Annotated in this window: 17 protein-coding genes; 3 read left to right on the top strand and 14 right to left on the bottom strand. The window is 31.3% G+C overall.

Translation table 11 applies throughout. From position 1 onward, the window contains the following. Positions 1-29 precede the first annotated feature (29 nt). A complete protein-coding gene (locus tag MHM83_RS02460) occupies positions 30-746 on the bottom strand; it encodes a 3'-5' exonuclease (protein ID WP_239178288.1) in 717 nt (238 codons plus the stop codon). Further along, positions 736-2,505 carry a DUF4153 domain-containing protein gene (locus tag MHM83_RS02455; RefSeq protein ID WP_239178287.1) on the bottom strand — a complete coding sequence of 590 codons (1,770 nt, stop codon included), beginning with the start codon at positions 2,503-2,505 and terminating at the stop codon, positions 736-738. Before MHM83_RS02455 ends, MHM83_RS02460 begins: the two co-directional genes overlap by 11 nt. A gap of 172 nt (positions 2,506-2,677) precedes the next feature. On the opposite strand from MHM83_RS02455, the gene MHM83_RS02450 reads away from it, so the two are divergent. Together MHM83_RS02450 and MHM83_RS02445 are read left to right on the top strand one after the other, a co-directional pair. Further along, complete coding sequence (locus MHM83_RS02450; RefSeq protein WP_047788022.1) at positions 2,678-3,376, top strand: response regulator transcription factor; 699 nt, start codon at positions 2,678-2,680, stop codon at positions 3,374-3,376. A 145-nt stretch (positions 3,377-3,521) separates the two neighbouring features. Then, positions 3,522-4,568 carry a sensor histidine kinase gene (locus MHM83_RS02445; protein WP_073182334.1) on the top strand — a complete coding sequence of 349 codons (1,047 nt, stop codon included), beginning with the start codon at positions 3,522-3,524 and terminating at the stop codon, positions 4,566-4,568. 39 nt (positions 4,569-4,607) lie between these two features. Here the strand turns inward: MHM83_RS02445 and purD are convergent, their stop codons facing one another. The 4 genes from purD to rnpA form a co-directional block, all read right to left on the bottom strand. Further along, positions 4,608-5,882, bottom strand: a complete 1,275-nt coding sequence (gene purD / locus MHM83_RS02440; protein WP_239178286.1) for a phosphoribosylamine--glycine ligase — start codon at positions 5,880-5,882, stop codon at positions 4,608-4,610. A 160-nt stretch (positions 5,883-6,042) separates the two neighbouring features. Beyond that, positions 6,043-7,722, bottom strand: a complete 1,680-nt coding sequence (locus tag MHM83_RS02435) for a DUF6909 family protein (protein ID WP_239178285.1) — start codon at positions 7,720-7,722, stop codon at positions 6,043-6,045. A gap of 40 nt (positions 7,723-7,762) precedes the next feature. Continuing rightward, on the bottom strand, positions 7,763-9,388 hold the full coding sequence (locus tag MHM83_RS02430) for a S41 family peptidase (RefSeq protein WP_239178284.1): 1,626 nt from the start codon (positions 9,386-9,388) through the stop codon (positions 7,763-7,765). Then, complete coding sequence (gene rnpA, locus MHM83_RS02425; protein ID WP_239178283.1) at positions 9,378-9,797, bottom strand: ribonuclease P protein component; 420 nt, start codon at positions 9,795-9,797, stop codon at positions 9,378-9,380. Before rnpA ends, MHM83_RS02430 begins: the two co-directional genes overlap by 11 nt. Positions 9,798-9,908: 111 nt before the next feature. On the opposite strand from rnpA, the gene MHM83_RS02420 reads away from it, so the two are divergent. Further along, complete coding sequence (locus MHM83_RS02420) at positions 9,909-11,087, top strand: acyl-CoA dehydrogenase family protein (protein WP_047788017.1); 1,179 nt, start codon at positions 9,909-9,911, stop codon at positions 11,085-11,087. 84 nt (positions 11,088-11,171) lie between these two features. Here the strand turns inward: MHM83_RS02420 and MHM83_RS16150 are convergent, their stop codons facing one another. From MHM83_RS16150 to MHM83_RS02385, 8 genes are all read right to left on the bottom strand, one after another. After that, positions 11,172-11,306: a hypothetical protein gene (locus MHM83_RS16150; protein ID WP_255724753.1), complete on the bottom strand. Its 135-nt coding sequence runs from the start codon at positions 11,304-11,306 to the stop codon at positions 11,172-11,174. 100 nt (positions 11,307-11,406) lie between these two features. After that, on the bottom strand, positions 11,407-11,961 hold the full coding sequence (locus MHM83_RS02415) for a pyridoxamine 5'-phosphate oxidase family protein (protein WP_159611148.1): 555 nt from the start codon (positions 11,959-11,961) through the stop codon (positions 11,407-11,409). Between the two features lie 11 nt (positions 11,962-11,972). After that, the gene (gene glpK, locus MHM83_RS02410; RefSeq protein ID WP_159611146.1) at positions 11,973-13,457 is read right to left on the bottom strand and encodes a glycerol kinase GlpK; all 1,485 of its coding nucleotides are present in this window, start codon (positions 13,455-13,457) and stop codon (positions 11,973-11,975) included. Positions 13,458-14,167: 710 nt separating this feature from the next. Then, a complete protein-coding gene (locus MHM83_RS02405) occupies positions 14,168-14,845 on the bottom strand; it encodes a response regulator (RefSeq protein WP_159488648.1) in 678 nt (225 codons plus the stop codon). After that, complete coding sequence (locus MHM83_RS02400) at positions 14,814-16,538, bottom strand: tetratricopeptide repeat-containing sensor histidine kinase (RefSeq protein WP_239178282.1); 1,725 nt, start codon at positions 16,536-16,538, stop codon at positions 14,814-14,816. The genes MHM83_RS02405 and MHM83_RS02400 overlap by 32 nt, the downstream gene beginning before the upstream one ends. A 230-nt stretch (positions 16,539-16,768) precedes the next feature. Then, positions 16,769-16,912, bottom strand: coding sequence for a hypothetical protein (locus MHM83_RS02395; protein WP_159611142.1), 144 nt, complete (start codon positions 16,910-16,912; stop codon positions 16,769-16,771). 288 nt (positions 16,913-17,200) lie between these two features. Continuing rightward, entirely contained in the window at positions 17,201-17,392 is a 192-nt protein-coding gene (locus MHM83_RS02390) for a hypothetical protein (protein ID WP_239178281.1), read from the bottom strand. A 74-nt stretch (positions 17,393-17,466) separates the two neighbouring features. Continuing rightward, on the bottom strand, positions 17,467-17,997 hold the full coding sequence (locus MHM83_RS02385) for an RNA methyltransferase (protein WP_159488644.1): 531 nt from the start codon (positions 17,995-17,997) through the stop codon (positions 17,467-17,469). Between the last annotated feature and the right edge of the window lie 33 nt (positions 17,998-18,030).

Raw genomic sequence — 18,030 nt, 5'->3', positions numbered from 1 at the left:
TATTTAAAGTTGATTTAGAATGATTTTTTTTAAACATTAACTATATTCTGTTCTTCAATCAAAGGCTTATTTAAAAACCGCAATAAAAGTTGAGCTACCGCTACAGTATCTCGTTCACAATATTCAACAATACGTGATAGATTTTTTTCTTGGTAATATACATTAGCAACTTCACTTCCATCAATATCTTGTTTGGGTGATGGAATTCCTAAAATAGCAGTCAGTAATTTTAAAGAAGTGTAGTGCTTATAATCGCCAAATTTCCATAAATCCATTGTATCTAAATGCGGAACTTCCCAAGGTTTTTTACCAAATAAATTGAGTTTATTAGGCAATTCAATTTGATTGATAATCATACGTCGTGCGATATACGGAAAGTCAAATTCTTTACCGTTGTGTGCACATAAAAGGTGGTTTGGATGGTTAAAATGTGTATCTAACAAATTTTTAAAATCAACCAAAAGTTTATGCTCGTTATCACCATAAAAAGAAGTAACCCGAAGTTGGTTTATCCCCTTGCGTTCTACAAAATACCCTACTGAAATACAGATTATTTTCCCAAACTCAGCCCAAATACCAGCTCTATGATAAAATTCTTCAGGAGTAAATTCATCTTTACGCTGATATTGTGTTTTTAAAGCATACAACTCTTGCATTTCAGGAGATAAATCAGCAAACAATTCTACTTCAGGAACGGTTTCAATATCTAAAAACAAGATGTTTTGTAAGTTGATTTTATTCAGCATTTTTTTCTTTAATTAAAACATAAAAAGTAGCATCAGATAAGTAACTTTCTAGAGCGTCATCATCTATTTTAGATAAACTAACACTTTGAAAAATAAGTTTTACATTCAATATTTCAAAATGCTGTTCAATAGTCATTAAATTAGGTGATATATTATAGTTTTTTTGTTGAGCCTTAAGTTTTTTTATCATTTCAGAACAATCAATTTCGCCTATAGAAGCATTACCTTTTGAGATTCTGATGGTGTTTGTTTTTTCACTTAAATAAAAACGATATCCCTGAATTTTATTTTCATTATCATAGCTATTGAGGTACAACCTTTTTAATACATCGTATTTTTGGGTATTAATAGTTAGGTTTTTCTCATCAATATTATAATAACCTTCAAAAAGTAAATTATTTATATCATTAGAATTATCAGTTACTTTTATATCTAAACTATCCATTAATCTATTTTGTAATTGCCAACGACTATCAGTTTTAAAAGTTGTTTTTGGGTTATAACCTAAGATGTTCTTTACTTTATGCAATTCATGTTTATTGTTTAAGTATCTAATAATAGAACGAAGTTGATTTTTCTTTTCAAACGTGGTAGAAAAGTTATCTTTTTTAATGTCAGCATATACCTTTTCAAATCGAAGAAGTTGACTCTTTGTTGATACCGAAAAAACGCCCCAAAACCCAAAAGAAACTAGAAAAGTAATAAGAGCCAAACTAAAAGGAAATATCTTAATTTTTTTACGTTTGCTAAAAAGTATGTAGAGGCACATAGCCAAAATCCAACAAGCTAAAACAAATACGAAATAACGGTTTTCGGTGACACCATATTCATTAATACGCCTAAAAATGGCAATAAAAAGTAAAACAATTAACGGTAATAATAAATAATAAAACCATGGATAAAACTTTTTAATTGTGCGAGAATCTATAGTTTTTTGAATAGGATTGATAAGTATTTGAACAATAAACCCTAAGAAAGAAAGAGCAATAACTAAATAAGAAACCCATCCTTTAGGCAAGTTCCAGTTGATTACTATTTTTAAGCTATAAGCATATAAAATGATGAGGTATAAAATTACTAGCGGAATTAAGATGTACTTAACCAATACCTCTAAAACTTTGGTGTAGTTAATAGCAAGTTGATTATGAACAACTTTTGGAAAATCAGAAAGATAAATCCAGGTATTTATAATTCCTATGCAAAACACAAAAACCTGAAAAAAACGTTCTCCTTTAAAATCAATAGCAAACAAATGTTTAATAGCCAGAAGTGCTAATACAATTCCTAAATATAAAACCAGAGAGAAAAAAAGACTTCTAACTAAGGCTATAAAAAGGGATTTTAAATAATTAAAATACGCAGATTTATTCCAACTGAAGATAAAAGGAGCTACCATTACAAGTAAGTGCCCAGTTATGAAGTAAAGAACAAAACGAATGATTGAGTTTTGATGAATTTCAAAACCATCAACCTCAATACTAATATAGAACAGGCTTAGAAAACCTAAAGTTAGTAAGAATATCCAAGTTTTATCTTTTTTAAATTGTTCTTCAAAAAAACGAGTTGCAATCAACCAACTAATTCCTAAGATAAAAATTAAAATAACCTTGCCGTAAAAAGCACTATCAAAAGTATTAGTTTCAATTGTAAATAAAGTAAATAAGGTACCTACAATTGCCCAGAACAATGTTATAGGGAATCGCTTAAAGGTATTTTTAGCTCTGGAAGTAATTTCCCCAAGAGAAGAAATGATTTTCATAGTAAACAATTTGTATAAAGATACAAAAACGACAAAAAATGAAAAACAAAAGATTTCTTGTATTTCTTTTAAGCAAAAGTTTAGTAAATATTAAATGAACGTTAAGTTAAGCATGCATATAAAGGGTTTATTTTTTTATGATTACTTTTGAGTAACACAATAAAAATGAATAATGAACACTAGCGACATTAAAATTTTACTAGTTGATGATGAACCAGATATCTTAGAAATTGTAGGATACAATTTAAAATCAGAAGGATATCAGGTTTTTACTGCAAACAATGGTGCAGAAGCTGTTAAAACAGCAAAAAAAGTAACTCCACATTTAATTTTATTAGATATTATGATGCCTGAGATGGATGGTATCGAAGCGTGTGAAAAAATTAGAAACGTAAAATCTCTCGAAGACGTTATAATTTCTTTTTTAACCGCTAGGGGAGAAGACTACTCACAAGTAGCAGGTTTTGACGCTGGAGCAGACGACTACATAACTAAACCAGTAAAGCCAAAAGTGCTGATAAGTAAGGTTAAATCGTTATTACGTCGTTTAAAGACAGAAGAAAAAGCAGATACTACTACAAAAATTGGAGATATAGTCATCAATAGAGATGAATATGTAGTTTTTAAAGGAGAAGAAAAAATATCTTTACCAAGAAAAGAATTTGAACTATTCTCTTTATTAACTTCAAAACCTGGAAAAGTATTTAAAAGAGAAGTTATTTTAGACAGCGTTTGGGGAAATGAAGTAGTTGTAGGAGGTAGAACTATAGATGTACACATACGTAAACTCCGAGAGAAAATAGGAGATCACTATTTTAAAACAGTAAAAGGAGTTGGATACAAGTTTGTGCTAGACGAAACAGACAAATAATTTTTAAACTCAAAAATTAATAAGTAGATTGCTAGCTAGCAATCTATTTTTTTATCATGAAATGAGCTATAATAATTCTTGATATTATGCAAGATAACTATTAGCGAATTACATCTGATATTTAAAAACAATAGAAAATAAACAGATGAAAAAAATAAAAAAAACATATAACTACGCACTTTGGTCGGCTTTATACTCAACATTATTATCTATAATTATAGCAGTATTATCGTATTTATTTTTATTAAATAGCTTAGGAGTAATAACTATTGTAATTTTTGGTATTGCAATGTTTATCATCTCTTTTTTCGTAATTCAATATAGAGCAGAACACTTTATTTACCAACGAGTAAAAAAGATGTATGAAGATATTTCTATTTTAGATGTGAATGACTTAAAAAGAAATAAAGTAACTACAGATATAGAAGCGTTAACCAAAAGTGTACAAGAATATGTAGAAGGTAAGAGTGAAGAAATTGCTAGTTTAACACAACGAGATTCATTTCGTCGAGACTTCTTAGGTAATGTTGCTCATGAGTTAAAAACGCCACTTTTTACCGTACAAGGCTATATTTTAACCCTTATTGAAGGAGCTGCTGAAGACAAAGAAATTCTTGAAAAATATTTAGAAAGAGCTAATAAAGGAGTGGAAAGATTAACCTCAATTGTGAAAGATTTAGATATGATTGCTAAGTTAGAAACAGAGGGAATGAAAATGAATATGCAAACTTTTAACATTATTGAGCTAATTCAAAACGTATTTGACTTGTTTGAAATGAAAGCAAAAAAGAGAAATATTACATTACGTTTTGACCGTGTGTATGACTTTCCGCATTTGGTAAAAGGTGATGTTGAGCGAATAGAACAAGTGTTAATTAACCTTGTTGTAAATTCTATTAAATATGGTAGAGTGGGAGGAATTACTACTGTAAGTGTTGAACCCTATAACCAGCATAAGCTTATCATTAAAATAAATGATAATGGTGAAGGAATAAAGCAAGAACACCTTTCACGTTTATTTGAGCGTTTTTATCGTGTAGATCAAAGCAGGTCTCGTGAACAAGGAGGGTCTGGATTAGGACTTTCTATTGTTAAGCATATTATTGAAGCACATAATGAAACAATTCTTTTAAAGAGTGTACATGGTCAAGGTTCTGAATTCTCGTTTACGCTAGAAAAAGCAATGAAATAAAAAAAGGAGTTGACTATCAACTCCTTTTTTTATTGTTATTTATTTTAAATCGAACCCAATATCTTTTCGATAATTCATTTTATCAAAAGTTATTTTATCAATGTTTTTGTATGATTTTTCTAAGGCTTCTTCCATAGAATCTCCAAAAGAAGTAATTGCCATAACACGTCCACCACTAGTAACTACTTTACCATCTTTTAAAGTAGTTCCTGCATGAAAAACAATAGAATCTTCCACAGTATTAAAACCTGTAATTTCTTTTCCTTTTTCGTAAGCTTCAGGATATCCACCAGAAACTAACATAACGGTAGTTGCTGTTTGTGGAGTAACCTCATATGATTTTTCTCCTAAAGTTTGCGTTGCAACTCCTTCAAATAAATCGACTAAATCTGATTGTATACGAGGTAATACTACTTCTGTTTCAGGATCTCCCATACGAACGTTGTATTCAACAACAGATGGATTTCCGTTATCATTCATCAATCCGATAAAAATAAACCCTCTGTAATCAATTCCGTCTTTTTGCAAACCGTTTATCGTTGGTTTAACGATTAATTCTTCCACTTTCGTTAAAAAATCACCCGTTGCAAAAGGAACAGGAGAAATAGCACCCATACCGCCTGTATTTAGCCCTGTATCGCCTTCTCCAATACGTTTGTAATCTTTAGCAGAAGGTAAGATTTTATAATTCTTTCCGTCAGTTAAAACGAAAACAGATAATTCAATTCCCTTTAAAAATTCTTCAATAACGACTGTTGATGAAGCGCTTCCAAATTTTTGATTAGAAAGCATTTCTTCTAATTCAGCTTTGGCTTCGTCTAAATTATTTAAGATTAAAACTCCTTTTCCAGCAGCTAATCCATCCGCTTTTAATACATAAGGAGCGCCTAAGCTTTCTAAGAATTTTTTTCCTTCAGCTAAGGTTTCAGTAGTAAAAGATTGGTAACGAGCTGTAGGAATGTTGTGTTTTTCCATAAATTGCTTTGAAAAATCTTTACTTCCCTCTAATAAAGCACCATCTTTTTTAGGTCCAATTACAGGAATGTTTTTTAACTCTTCATCTGCTAAGAAAAAGTCGTGAACTCCTTCAACTAAAGGTGCTTCAGGACCCACAACTACCATATTAATATTGTGTTGTAAAACGGTTTCTTTTACCTGTGCAAAATCAGTTGGATTGATAGCTATATTTTTAGCGATTGCATCAGTTCCTGCGTTACCAGGAGCTACAAAAAGATTATTTATTTTTGTGCTTTCTGAAAGTTTTTTAGCAAAGGCGTGTTCTCTACCGCCCGATCCTAAAATTAGAATATTCATTGTTGTGTGTTGTTGTATTGTGAGTGCAAATATAAAATAAGAAAAAAGGCTATGAACAAAACCAGTCTTTAAAATTGCATAAAAAAAGTAAAAAGGCATTATTTCAACTGAAATAATGCCTTTTTACAGTGTAATTAGGTTTTTGATAGTCGTCCTGCAACTAAAATATTTGTTCTAGTATCTTTTGTGTAATAGCATAAGTTGGTGTTACTCCACTCATTCCAAGTCCTCCAGAGGCAAGCGTAGCTCCTGTTTCTAGGGGGTTGTCTGAAGCGTAATATGCATAACGAACCTTTACATTTTCTGAAATATTACCTCTAATTTTCGAGGCTGATTGAATGGCTTTTTGATAGTGCGCTCCCTCCATTTCTAGTCCGATTACATTCCAAGTTGAATCGTGGAAGAATCGTAGTAAATCTTTGTTTTGTAATGAAGTTCCTAACACAGTAATCATTGTGCCATCAAAAACCTGAACACCAAAACCTTCTAAATCTTCTTTTGATAATTCGTTTTTAAATGGATAGTTATCAGCAGTTCCCTCAAAAATATGTGAAGAAGGAATCATAATATCTCCTTTGCCACCTTCTAAAATACCTGCTTTTCCCATGATAGAAACAGATTGAACATCTAAATGAATTTTTTCTCCTTTTGTTTTATAAGGCTTTAACAATTCATCCATAGTTTCAAAAGCCTGTTCACCAAAGGCATAGTCCATCACAATAATTACAGGGTCTTTTCCAATAGAATTAACTTTGTTAAAAGAGTTCGTTTCAAAATTAATTTTTTGGGTATCAATTACCTGAACATTAATGTTAGTCCCAGATGTATCTTTGATATATATCAGTCCGTTTTCGGAAGCATAATTTTTAACGGCAGACTGTAAAGTACTGCTATTAGCATTACTCAATACTTCAAAAAGTTGAAAATCTTTATGTTTTTTAGCTTCTTTTGGTAAAGCATTTTGAGCGTAAATACTATTCATTACACTGTGCATGTTTGCACTAATGATATGGATAGGACGTTCTATTAACTCGTTGCCTAACAATACTTTTTTAATATTGTTAGCCCACATTTCTCCATAATAATGGTGTCCTATTTCTTGAGTTAGAACAGAACTGAATTTAATAGAACGTTTTTGGTCATACAGTGTTTCATTAATAGCTAATTTACCTAACCAGTAAATTAGATGGAAAAACCTGTTAGGGTTCTCTTTTGTTGAAAATGTGTTATAAGCATCATATACCTCATCGTAAGTTCTTCCTAAAATATTACCAAGATGTACAACAATTACATCTTTTTCTTCATCCGTAAGTGTTTTATTGTGTATTACAATATCTTCTAATAATAGCCATTCACGAATAAAGCTTTCTCCATTATTAAAAACTACACGGTCTTTAATTTTGTGAGATTCAATAAATAAAAAAGTTAAGTGTGTAAGAATATCGTAAATTTCTGAGCGTCCTCTAGTAATTTCAATATTCATTTGATCTTTATCAATGCGATAGCAATTTCTCCTTCTTTTAGGAGGAACGATAGCCTTAAATTTTGAGTTACGATATCCCTCATCTGCGGTTAAATATATAAACTGACATTCTTCAATTCCTTCAGGTAAGCGTTCAATAACGTATACCAGTCCGTTTAACTCAGTTTTATTTTCTGCAATAGAACCATAAATTTCTGGTCGTAAAGATAATAGTGATTTTCGTAAGGTTTCACCAGAAACACCCATTGGTTTGTAAAAACCGCGACTAAATAAGTGTCGCATTGAAATGTATAAACGCTCAATAGCATTTGTAGATTCTTGGGCTCTTGTACGTTCTTTTAGGATAGGTTTTGACATATGTTTTTAAAGTACAAATATACAAATTATGTTAAAGAAGCTATTTTTTTAAAATACTGCTATATTTTTTAGGATTATTTAGCAAGTTAACAGCATTTTTTATAGTTATATCATTTTTAAATAAATGCTTATACATTCCTTCTTTGTACGCATAACGCTCAATAATTTCATTTTCAATTTCTTTTGATAAAAGATCTTCATTTACCAAAACTTTAGCAACTTTAGCTGCTTTTAATTGTTGGATAATCGCGTTATATTCAGAAGTGATTTTTTTGTTGTTTTCTACTGATTCATATGCTTCTTGGAAAAGCTTTTCTTCTTTAGATACAAAAGCAGTGTCTTTACGAAGTAAATATTCTTTAAAGTTATTGAAATCAGAAGAAGAAAAAGTATAGTTTTCAGTAGATAAATTAGGATTTTGATATGTGAAATCTGTTACAAAATTGAATATTGCTCTTGATTTTAGTAAATCATCTGTTTCTTCTGTTTTTTTAGAAAACTCACTTGTTATATCTGGAGTTACCCCTCCACCATCATATACTTTTCGTCCGTTTTGAGTTGTGAACTCATTAAGAATAGTATCAGAAAACTTAGGTACTTCACCTGTTTTTGGATCTCTATTGGCATAATCTAATTCTTGAATACAACGTCCGCTTGGGGTGTAATATTTAGAAATTGTTATTTTCATTTGTGTTCCGTAACTCAAATCAAAGTAACGTTGCACCAGTCCTTTTCCAAAAGAACGCTCCCCCATAATTACAGCTCGGTCATAGTCTTGCAAAGCACCTGAAACAATTTCTGAAGCAGAAGCCGATCGACCATTAATTAAAACTACAATAGGAATTTCAGCATCTAAAGGAGCTTTATTTGTTTTATAGGTTCTACTGTTTTTTTGAGTTTTTCCACGAGTATCTACAACTTTCAAGCCTTTAGGAATAAATAAATTGGTAATGTTTACTGCATCAAATAAAGAGCCACCAGGATTGTACCTTAAGTCAAAAACCAATTTTTTCATCCCTCTTTTTTTAAGATCACTAAACGCGTTGACAACGCTTTCGGTAGCTTTTTGACTGATAAATCGTGTTAAAACAATATACCCAGTTTCGTTATCAATCATATCGTAAAAAGGGACAGGGTCTAAAATAACTTTGTCAAGTTTAACTGACACACTTTTTGTTTGACCGTTTCTTTCTACTTGTAAAGAAAGCTCTTTTCCTGGTACACCTTTTAGCATTTGTGAAAATTGACTTCTTTCCAAAGAAGCTAATTCTTGTCCGTTTACATTGGTAATAATATCACCTGCTTTTAAGCCAGCTTTATCTGCCGAAAAACCTTTATAAATTTCAGAAACCACAATTCCTCTTTTGGTGTAAAATGTAGAAATACCAATACCTCCATATTCACCTTCACGACGAATACGTGCATCTTCAACATCTTGTTCGTTGTAAAAATTAGTATATGGATCTAAATTTTTAAGGGTGTTTTTTATCGCTTTGTCAGTTAAATCACCAGGGTTGATTTCATCAATATAGTTAATGTTCAACTCTTTAAAAAGGTTGTTATAGATTTCTATTTGTTTAGCAATCTCAAAAAAACGAGATTGAAAAGAAAAGAAAAGGGAGATGACTATAAGTGAACCAAAAAAAAAGAGTTTTTTATTTTTCATCTTGAGTAACTTCTGTAATAAATTGTGTTAATAATTTCTTCATTTTATGCTCAATATCGGCATATTTCCATTCATCTCTTGCAAGATAAGAAATCATAAACACATACGGTTTATCTACAGTCTCATAAATAGTATGCTTTTCTTTACGGTAAGTTTCACGAAGTAATCGTTTAATACGATTTCTATCCACCGCTTTTTTAAAATTACGTTTAGGTACAGAAACTCCAACTTGTGCAGGAAACTTAGAGGTATGTTCGGTTTGTACATATACCATTCTTAGTGGAAAAACTTTTATCACTTTTCCCTCTTCATATAGTCTTCCTATGAGCTTTTTGCTTTTTAAGCGCTCCTCTTTTCCTAAAGTAAATCTCATTAGTACAAACATACGCAAACCTGCACGAATAACCATTTTTTTAAGTATTTTTGAAACAATTCTTTTAAGAAATCACATAAAATCAAACCGCGATTAATTTTACACTTCTCTTATACAATTAGTAAAAATTAATTTAAAAACATATTTATGAAGTCTGATTTATTTCAAGCGCCAGATTATTATCAAGTAGACGATTTATTAACTGATGAACATAAACTTATTCGTGATACAGCTCGTGAATGGGTTAAGAAAAACTTGTCTCCAATTATAGAAGAATATGCACAACGTGCTGAGTTTCCAAAGGAATTAATTAACGGATTGGCAGAAGTGGGAGCTTTTGGATCTTATATTCCTGAAGAGTACGGTGGTGCTGGGTTAGACCAAATTTCTTACGGGTTAATTATGCAAGAGCTAGAAAGAGGTGATAGTGGAATTCGATCTACTGCTTCAGTACAGTCTTCTCTTGTTATGGGGCCTATTTATAACTACGGAACGGAAGCTCAACGACAAAAATATTTACCAAAATTAGCTTCTGGTGAATGGATGGGGAGTTTTGGGTTAACAGAACCTAATCATGGTAGTAACCCTGGAGGAATGGAGACTAAGTTTAAAGACATGGGAGACCATTACTTGTTAAATGGAGCAAAGATGTGGATTTCAAATGCACCAATTTGTGATGTAGCAGTTGTATGGGCAAAAAATGAAGAAGGACGTATTCATGGTTTGATAGTAGAACGTGGTATGGAAGGTTTTTCTACACCAGAAACTCACAACAAGTGGTCGTTAAGAGCCTCCATTACTGGGGAGTTAATTTTTGATAATGTAAAAGTTCCAAAAGAAAACTTATTACCTAATAAATCTGGGTTAGGAGCACCATTGTTGTGTCTTGATTCTGCACGTTATGGTATTGCTTGGGGGGCTATTGGTGCTGCAATGGATTGTTACGATACAGCGTTACGTTATGCGAAAGAACGTACACAATTTGGAAAACCAATAGGACAGTTTCAGTTACAACAAAAAAAGCTAGCGGAAATGATTACCGAAATTACCAAAGCACAGTTGTTAACATGGCGATTGGGAGTATTAAAAAATGAGGGTCGTGCAACATCTGCTCAAATATCTATGGCGAAACGAAACAATGTGGACATGGCATTAAAAATAGCACGTGAAGCAAGACAAGTGTTAGGTGCAATGGGTATTTCTGGAGAATACTCAATTATGAGACATGCAATGAATTTAGAAAGTGTAATAACCTACGAAGGAACGCACGATGTACATTTATTAATCACAGGATTGGATATCACAGGATTAAACGCATTCAAATAAAAAGAAGAAGAAGCACTCAAACGTTAAACCACTAACACATTATTAAAGAGTGCTTCTTCAATCAACTATTAAAACTAAATTTACCTACTCTTTCTTCTTGCCACCATTAACAAGAATTAAAAGAGCGGTTATTAAACCTATACAAACCAAACCGAAAATAACCATCATAATGGTTCCGTTTGTCCAAGATACCATTGGGATGTTCATTAATTGTACCATTTCTTCTTATACTTTACTGTCTCAAAAGTACAAGCATAGTTTAAGTAAAAACATGATTTTTATCAGGATTTTGAAAAAAGAAGATATTTTTTTAAATAATTTAAGAAGATGTTTCTTCTTTTAATAAAGAATCAAAGCCATCGATACTAGTTTGGTTTCTGTCATTCCAATATTGTTTAATTCCTTCTTCACCTTTTTCAATAGCCCAATCATTTAATTGATTTCGTTCTCCTTGGTATTCATAAAAAGGAATAGACATTCCACAAGAGGTTTGTACACTTTCAACAGAAACAATAAATATTTGTCGAGTACCTGGAAGATTAGGAAACAACTTGACATAATTCTCCCATTTATTATAAGTTGGAAGAATTTCTTCTGCCCTTCCGTATAGTCTTAGTATGTTTGGAGCTCCTTCAAAAGCACAAAACATAATTGTTATTCGGTTATCAGCTAACAAATGTGCAGAGGTTTCATTACCGCTTCCTGTAACACTTAACCAAGCTACTGTATTTTCGTTAAGTATCCTAAAGGTATCCATTCCTTTAGGAGAAAGATTAATTCGTCCTTCTTTTGCTGCTGTAGCAACAAAAAAGAGCTTTTGTGCTTCAATAAACTGTTGAATTCTAGTTGTTATTTTATCGTAAAACTTTGCCATGATTTTTATTTTTAATCAATCCAATCTTTAGTACGTTCAACAGCTTTTTGCCAAGTACGGTATAATTTTTCTCTTTTCTGTTTAGAGAAAGAAGGAGTAAATGTTTTATCTATTTTTCTTTTGTTAACAATATCGTTTTGTTGCCAAAAACCAACACAGAATCCAGCCAAATAAGCAGCTCCCATTACGGTGGTCTCAATTTCTTCAGGACGCTCTACTGCTACATTTAAGATGTCTGCCTGAAATTGCATCAGTAAATTATTAGCACATGCTCCGCCATCTACTTTTAAAGAAGAGAGTTGAAGCATGCTATCTTTTTGCATAACATCTAAAATATCTTTGGTTTGATAAGCTAATGATTGTAATGTGGCTTTAATTAAGTGATTTTTTCCTGTATCACGAGTCAAACCAAAAACAGCACCTCTAGCGTACATATCCCAATACGGAGCGCCCAAGCCAGCAAAAGCAGGAACTACGTAAACAGGGTTTTCTTCGGTAACTTCTTCAGCAAAAAGTTCACTTTCCTCTGCATTATTGATAATTTGTAGTCCATCTCGTAACCATTGAATTGCTGAACCAGCAACAAAAACACTTCCTTCAAGAGCGTAATACACTTTGTTGTTAATTCCCCAAGCAATTGTAGAAATTAAACCATTTTCAGAATATTCTAAGTTTTCACCTGTGTTCATTAACATAAAACACCCTGTTCCGTAGGTGTTTTTTGCTTCTCCTTTTTTAAAACATGCTTGTCCAAATAAAGCAGATTGCTGATCTCCTGCTATTCCAGCAATTGGAATTTGAACTCCCTCTAATTCGTAGTTTCCAAAATGAAAAGATGAGGGTTTTACTTCAGGTAACATTGAAATTGGAATGTTTAGTTCTTTTACTAAAGTTTCATCCCAACACAAGTTTTTTATGTCGTATAGCATGGTACGTGAGGCATTACTATAGTCTGTTGCATGAACTTTTTTATTGGTTAAGTTCCATAAAAGCCAAGAATCAATAGTTCCAAATAACAAATTTCCTTTTTCAGCTTCTTTTTGAGCTCCCTTTACATGATTTAAGATCCAATGAATTTTAGTTGCAGAAAAATAACTGTCAATTACCAGTCCAGTAGTTTTACGTACATAGTTTTCGAGTCCAGTTTCTTTGAGTAACTCACAAGTATCAGCTGTTCTTTTATCTTGCCAAACAATAGCATTGTATATTGGTTTACCTGTGTTTTTATTCCAAACTACAGTTGTTTCACGCTGATTAGTAATACCTATTCCTGCTATTTGTGAAGGTGATATTTGAGCCTGCTCAATAGCTTGTTGTAAGGTTTTTAACTGAGTTTGTAAAATTTCATTAGCATCATGTTCTACCCAACCAGGTTGTGGAAATATTTGTTGAAACTCTTGTTGAGTTTTTGCTATAATCTTTTCCTCTTTATTAAGAATTACGGTACGACAACTAGTTGTTCCTTGGTCTAGAGCAATAATATATTTTTGAGTCATTTAGGCATAAAATGATTGAACGCCTAATTTACAATTTTAGTAATGGTAATAAAAAAAACCTTCTAGAAATTCTAGAAGGTTTACACGTTTAAGTTTGGTTAATTAACTTTTAGTGTCTTAGAGCATATCCAGCACCTTTACCGAATTCGGCTAGAACTGAAAGTAAAGTGTTAAAACCTCTGCTCATTTTACGTAATAGTAGTTTCCCCATTTTTAAAATGATTTAATTAATTCCCCTTTAATTAATTGTCATTAAATAATGAACATGTCAAATATATGCTGATAATCAGGAGTGTAAAAAGGGATTTCCGAAGTTAAAAGTGCAATTTTCCGAAATAGCATAAAAAAAACCTTCTAGAATTTCTAGAAGGTTCATTATTCCCCTTAAATGTCTTTTTCCAATTAATCTTGAAAAGAAGATGTCACAAATGTAAAGAGAGATTAAAGGTTAAAAAAGGGTATTTCCGCAAAAAAATGTGTGGTTTTCCGCAAGAGAAAAAATAAGTCAATTTTACAATAGCATATTTTAGGACGAGATAGATAGCATAAAAAAGCCTTTAAATATTTAAAGGCTTTTTTTACATTCTCTCTCTTTTCAAGATTCTTCCCAACAATGGTTTGAATTCCATTGCGAAATTACTGTTTAGTTGTAATTTGTAAAATGGGATAACCGCAAAAATAAATGTGTATTTCCGCAAAAGAGGTTAAGCTTAATCTATAATTCCTAATTCTTTTGCTTTTAATACCAGGTCTGTATTATTATTGGCTTGTAAGTCTGTTCTTAGTTTAGATAGTTTGCTTTCTATGGATCTGACTTTTATTAATGATCCATCGTCCTTTTTAATTAAGCCTTCTAAGTTAGAAATTTTAGCATGTTTAGGTAGCTCTTTTAAAATTTGGATGGCAATATCATCCATTTGTATTTCAACTAAAGCCCTTTTTAAGAGTTTTTGGTGAATTTCGTGCGTATAGTATATTTCACCTTTTAACATTTTTTGAATAGCAAAGGTTAGTTCATCTGTACTACACTTTCCCTTTAAAATATAGGCAGAAGGGTTTAAATTATGTATAACATTAAAAATTCTGTTTGTTTCAGAGTGTCCTGTAATTACACCTACTTTAATAGGAATTGCTTCTTTAAGTATAGATTTTATAAAAGCTTCTCCTCCATCTAAAATAACATTTTTGTTTTGGTTGTCAAAACTCAAGTCGGTAAAAACGATATGAAATGGATTTTCGCTTAAACTTGATTTTATTTTAGAAAAAGCTTCATCGCATGAATTAGCTGTTTCAATTTCTAAGTTATCTATATCTTTTAGATATGAAAGAATTCCTTCCAAAATCAATTGATGATCATCAACTAAAAGTATTTTTGTTTGTCCAGCCATTTAAGGGTATTTGAATACTGGTTTGGGTTCCTTTACCTACTTCACTACTAATAGTTAATTTACCATTTAACTCTTCAATGCGTTCTTGTAGGTTTTGTAAACCAATTCCTTTTTTATTAACGGTGGTATTAAAGCCAATACCATTATCAATAATACCCAAATGTACGTATTTTTTACGTACAGAAAAATTGATAGTTATTTTACTCGCTTTTGCGTGTTTTTTACAGTTTTGTATACTTTCACGAGTACTTAAATAAAGTAGTCGTTTTATAGAGTTGTCAAGGGTAGTCCAATCATAATCTCGAATACCGTAGACTTTTATTTTAAAATCTAACTCAAAATAATCACTTACTAAATTGATAATTTGATCTTTAAAAGGTACTTTATCAAAACTAACACTGCTTAATTGATGTGATAAATTACGAACATTTTCTTTTACTGCATCTAACTTTTGAGCTTCCTCTAATAAGTTAGATTTCTCTAATTTACGATGTAGTAAGCGTAAATCACCAGCAACTTCATCGTGCAAGGATTTTGCTATTTGTTTACGTTCATGTTCTCTTGCCTGTATTCTTTCTAATTGGGCTTGATAGAGTAGTTTTCTTTTTCTGTTAAAATAAAACAATACTCCTACACCAAATAACAATAAACTAAGAACGAACAATAACCAACCTATTGTTTTTTGTTGTTTGTGTTGAAGTATTTCTGCCTGTTTTTTCTCGTTTTCAGTTTTTAAAACAGTATTTTCTTTTTCTTTTTTATCCGTTTCATATCTAATTTTAGCAAATTGATTCTTTAACCTACGTTCATTTTGAAACAAACTATCATTTAAAGCTATATATTCTTTTAAATATTGTTTAGATTGTTCACCACTAGTTAAATCTGAAAGGTTTTTTAAAGCTTCTAACCAACGCTTATTGTTATGGGTTTGTTTTGCATATTGTAAAGCTTCATTAGAGTGAAACAAAGCTTTTTTAGTTTGATTAAGGTTTTTGTAATAATCTGCCAAGTTTATATGAGTTGTGCTTAATTCTGTAAAATCCTTTTCTCTTTCCCTTATCCTTAGAACTTTATTATATTGTCTCAGTACATTTTCTTTTTTACCTAACAAAAAATTACTAGCAGCCAAATTTTCTAATAATAAAGCATATTGAGTAGGGTACTTTTCTTTGATACTGTCTTGAGATAAACCTTTATTAAAATAGGAGATAGCTTTTTTATGGTTGTTTCTTTTTTGGTAAAGCAAGCCTAAGTTGTTATTAGTGAATGTGTAGCTTCGTTTGTCTTTAGTTCTTTTATTAATATTTAATGTTTTTGCATAGTACTGTATGGCATCGTCTTTTTGATCTAATTCTTCAGAAATAAGCCCTAAGTTAGTATATACACGTTCTAAATAAATAGAAGTTTGTATGGGTTCTAAATATTGCAAAGCTTCAATTAAACTTATTTCACCACCACGATAATCTTTGGCTTCTCTTTGTAATATAGCTAAACTTAACAAACGTCTTCCAACTGCTAAAGAATCATTTATTTTTTTAGAGATATCTTTTGAAAGGTGGTAATAGTAAAAAGAGCTGTCGTTAGTATAAGTAAGCTTATTTTGCAGAGCTTTAAAATGATAATACTTAGCCAATAAAATAGAGTCCTTTGTTTTTTTATAAAAAGAATCAACTTGTGTAGTGATTGTTTTCAATAGAGGAAGCTTTTTACTAAAGTAAGCCTGTCTTCCAGCTTCTATTAGTGAGTCTCTTTTAGAGAAATAGTCCTTGTTTTCTTGAGAAAACAGAAAAGAAGAGCAAAATAGAAGAATATAGAGGAAACGTTTCATCACTAGTCATAAAATAAAACCATTACTTTTCAAAAGTAATGGTTTTATTTTTAAGTTGTATGTAAGATTAATTAGTTGACTAAGTAATTTTAAACTTAATCACCACCATCACTACCACCACTACCACCAGTATCAGTAACAGTTTTAGGATTGTCTGTTCCACTATTATCGGTTGTAGTTTCAGTATCTCCATCAGGGTTTAAACTCATTGCTGTTTCTTTTAAGTACTTGTTTTCCATATTAAATAGGGTTTTTAATTACAAAATAACTCTTGGGGATGGGGTAATCAAGTGCCTAATATAGTAGGTTTTTAGGATAAATTCAAAAATTTAACACTCTACTTTAAAAGAATGATATTGTCATTACGAATCTTTCGACTGTCGCTAAAGACAGGCTAAAGTGAAGCAATCTTTGAATTATGAACTCTAAATAAGTAAATTACTTCAGATTTATTTTTAGGAAACAAAACCATTACTTTTCCAAAAGTAATGGTTATTATTATTCGTTATACGTGAAGGTTAAAAGATTTAATCTCCTCCTGTATTACCACCACCACCACCAGTTTTTGGGTTGTCGGTTCCGCCATAATAATCATCGTCTATAAGGCATAGGTCTAAGGCAGGTATATAAGTCCAACCAGAACCGCATCCTCCTCCTTGAATATGTTTTTGCTCAGTTTTATCCAAAACTGTTCCTAAATTTGAAATGTTCTTTAACATAATTAATTTGTTTATATAGGCGAATATAATGTTTTTTATAAAAAAAGAGATTATCAAAAGAGATAGTAATGACGTTACTTTTTCATTTTAGTAAACAAATCCCATAAAACCACACCACAACTCACAGAAATATTTAATGAGTGTTTGGTTCCTAATTGCGGAATTTCAATACAAACATCAGAAGCAGAAACAACCTTTTGTTGTACACCTTTTACTTCATTTCCAAACACTACTGCGTATTTTTGGTCAATTTCAGGAGTAAAAGTATCTAACATTGTACTATTTTCTGCTTGTTCTATAGATAAGACCTTTACGTTTTCTGCTTGTAATTTTTCAACCAAGTCTATAGTATTTTCAACATATTCCCAATCTACAGATTCAGTGGCACCTAAAGCAGTTTTATGAATTTCTTTGTTAGGGGGCGTAGCAGTGATACCACACAAGTAAATTTTTTCAATCAAAAAAGCATCCGAAGTTCTAAAAACAGAACCTACGTTATTCAAACTACGAATATTATCCAATACTACAATGATGGGAGTTTTGTTAGTTTGCTTAAACTCTTCAACTGTTTTCCTGCCTAGTTCGCTGTTTTTTAATTTTCTCATAAAGTGGTTTTCAGGTTCAAAAGTTTAAAGTTG

The sequence above is a fragment of the Tenacibaculum sp. Mcav3-52 genome, from assembly GCF_022347665.1.
In the GTDB taxonomy this organism is placed as follows: domain Bacteria; phylum Bacteroidota; class Bacteroidia; order Flavobacteriales; family Flavobacteriaceae; genus Polaribacter; species Polaribacter mesophilus.
Note: the sequence above shows the minus strand (reverse complement) of the source record. Positions and strands in the feature narration are given on the sequence as shown.

Coding starts and splice junctions, on each gene's coding strand:
- MHM83_RS16150 (WP_255724753.1), bottom strand. CDS start 11,306: ATGGTACAATTAATGAACATCCCAATGGTATCTTGGACAAACGGAACC.
- MHM83_RS02395 (WP_159611142.1), bottom strand. CDS start 16,912: ATGGAAAACAAGTACTTAAAAGAAACAGCAATGAGTTTAAACCCTGAT.
- MHM83_RS02385 (WP_159488644.1), bottom strand. CDS start 17,997: ATGAGAAAATTAAAAAACAGCGAACTAGGCAGGAAAACAGTTGAAGAG.
- MHM83_RS02430 (WP_239178284.1), bottom strand. CDS start 9,388: ATGAAAAATAAAAAACTCTTTTTTTTTGGTTCACTTATAGTCATCTCC.
- glpK (WP_159611146.1), bottom strand. CDS start 13,457: ATGACTCAAAAATATATTATTGCTCTAGACCAAGGAACAACTAGTTGT.
- MHM83_RS02405 (WP_159488648.1), bottom strand. CDS start 14,845: ATGGCTGGACAAACAAAAATACTTTTAGTTGATGATCATCAATTGATT.
- purD (WP_239178286.1), bottom strand. CDS start 5,882: ATGAATATTCTAATTTTAGGATCGGGCGGTAGAGAACACGCCTTTGCT.
- MHM83_RS02390 (WP_239178281.1), bottom strand. CDS start 17,392: ATGTTAAAGAACATTTCAAATTTAGGAACAGTTTTGGATAAAACTGAG.
- rnpA (WP_239178283.1), bottom strand. CDS start 9,797: ATGGTTATTCGTGCAGGTTTGCGTATGTTTGTACTAATGAGATTTACT.
- MHM83_RS02420 (WP_047788017.1), top strand. CDS start 9,909: ATGAAGTCTGATTTATTTCAAGCGCCAGATTATTATCAAGTAGACGAT.
- MHM83_RS02445 (WP_073182334.1), top strand. CDS start 3,522: ATGAAAAAAATAAAAAAAACATATAACTACGCACTTTGGTCGGCTTTA.
- MHM83_RS02460 (WP_239178288.1), bottom strand. CDS start 746: ATGCTGAATAAAATCAACTTACAAAACATCTTGTTTTTAGATATTGAA.
- MHM83_RS02435 (WP_239178285.1), bottom strand. CDS start 7,722: ATGTCAAAACCTATCCTAAAAGAACGTACAAGAGCCCAAGAATCTACA.
- MHM83_RS02455 (WP_239178287.1), bottom strand. CDS start 2,505: ATGAAAATCATTTCTTCTCTTGGGGAAATTACTTCCAGAGCTAAAAAT.
- MHM83_RS02415 (WP_159611148.1), bottom strand. CDS start 11,961: ATGGCAAAGTTTTACGATAAAATAACAACTAGAATTCAACAGTTTATT.
- MHM83_RS02450 (WP_047788022.1), top strand. CDS start 2,678: ATGAACACTAGCGACATTAAAATTTTACTAGTTGATGATGAACCAGAT.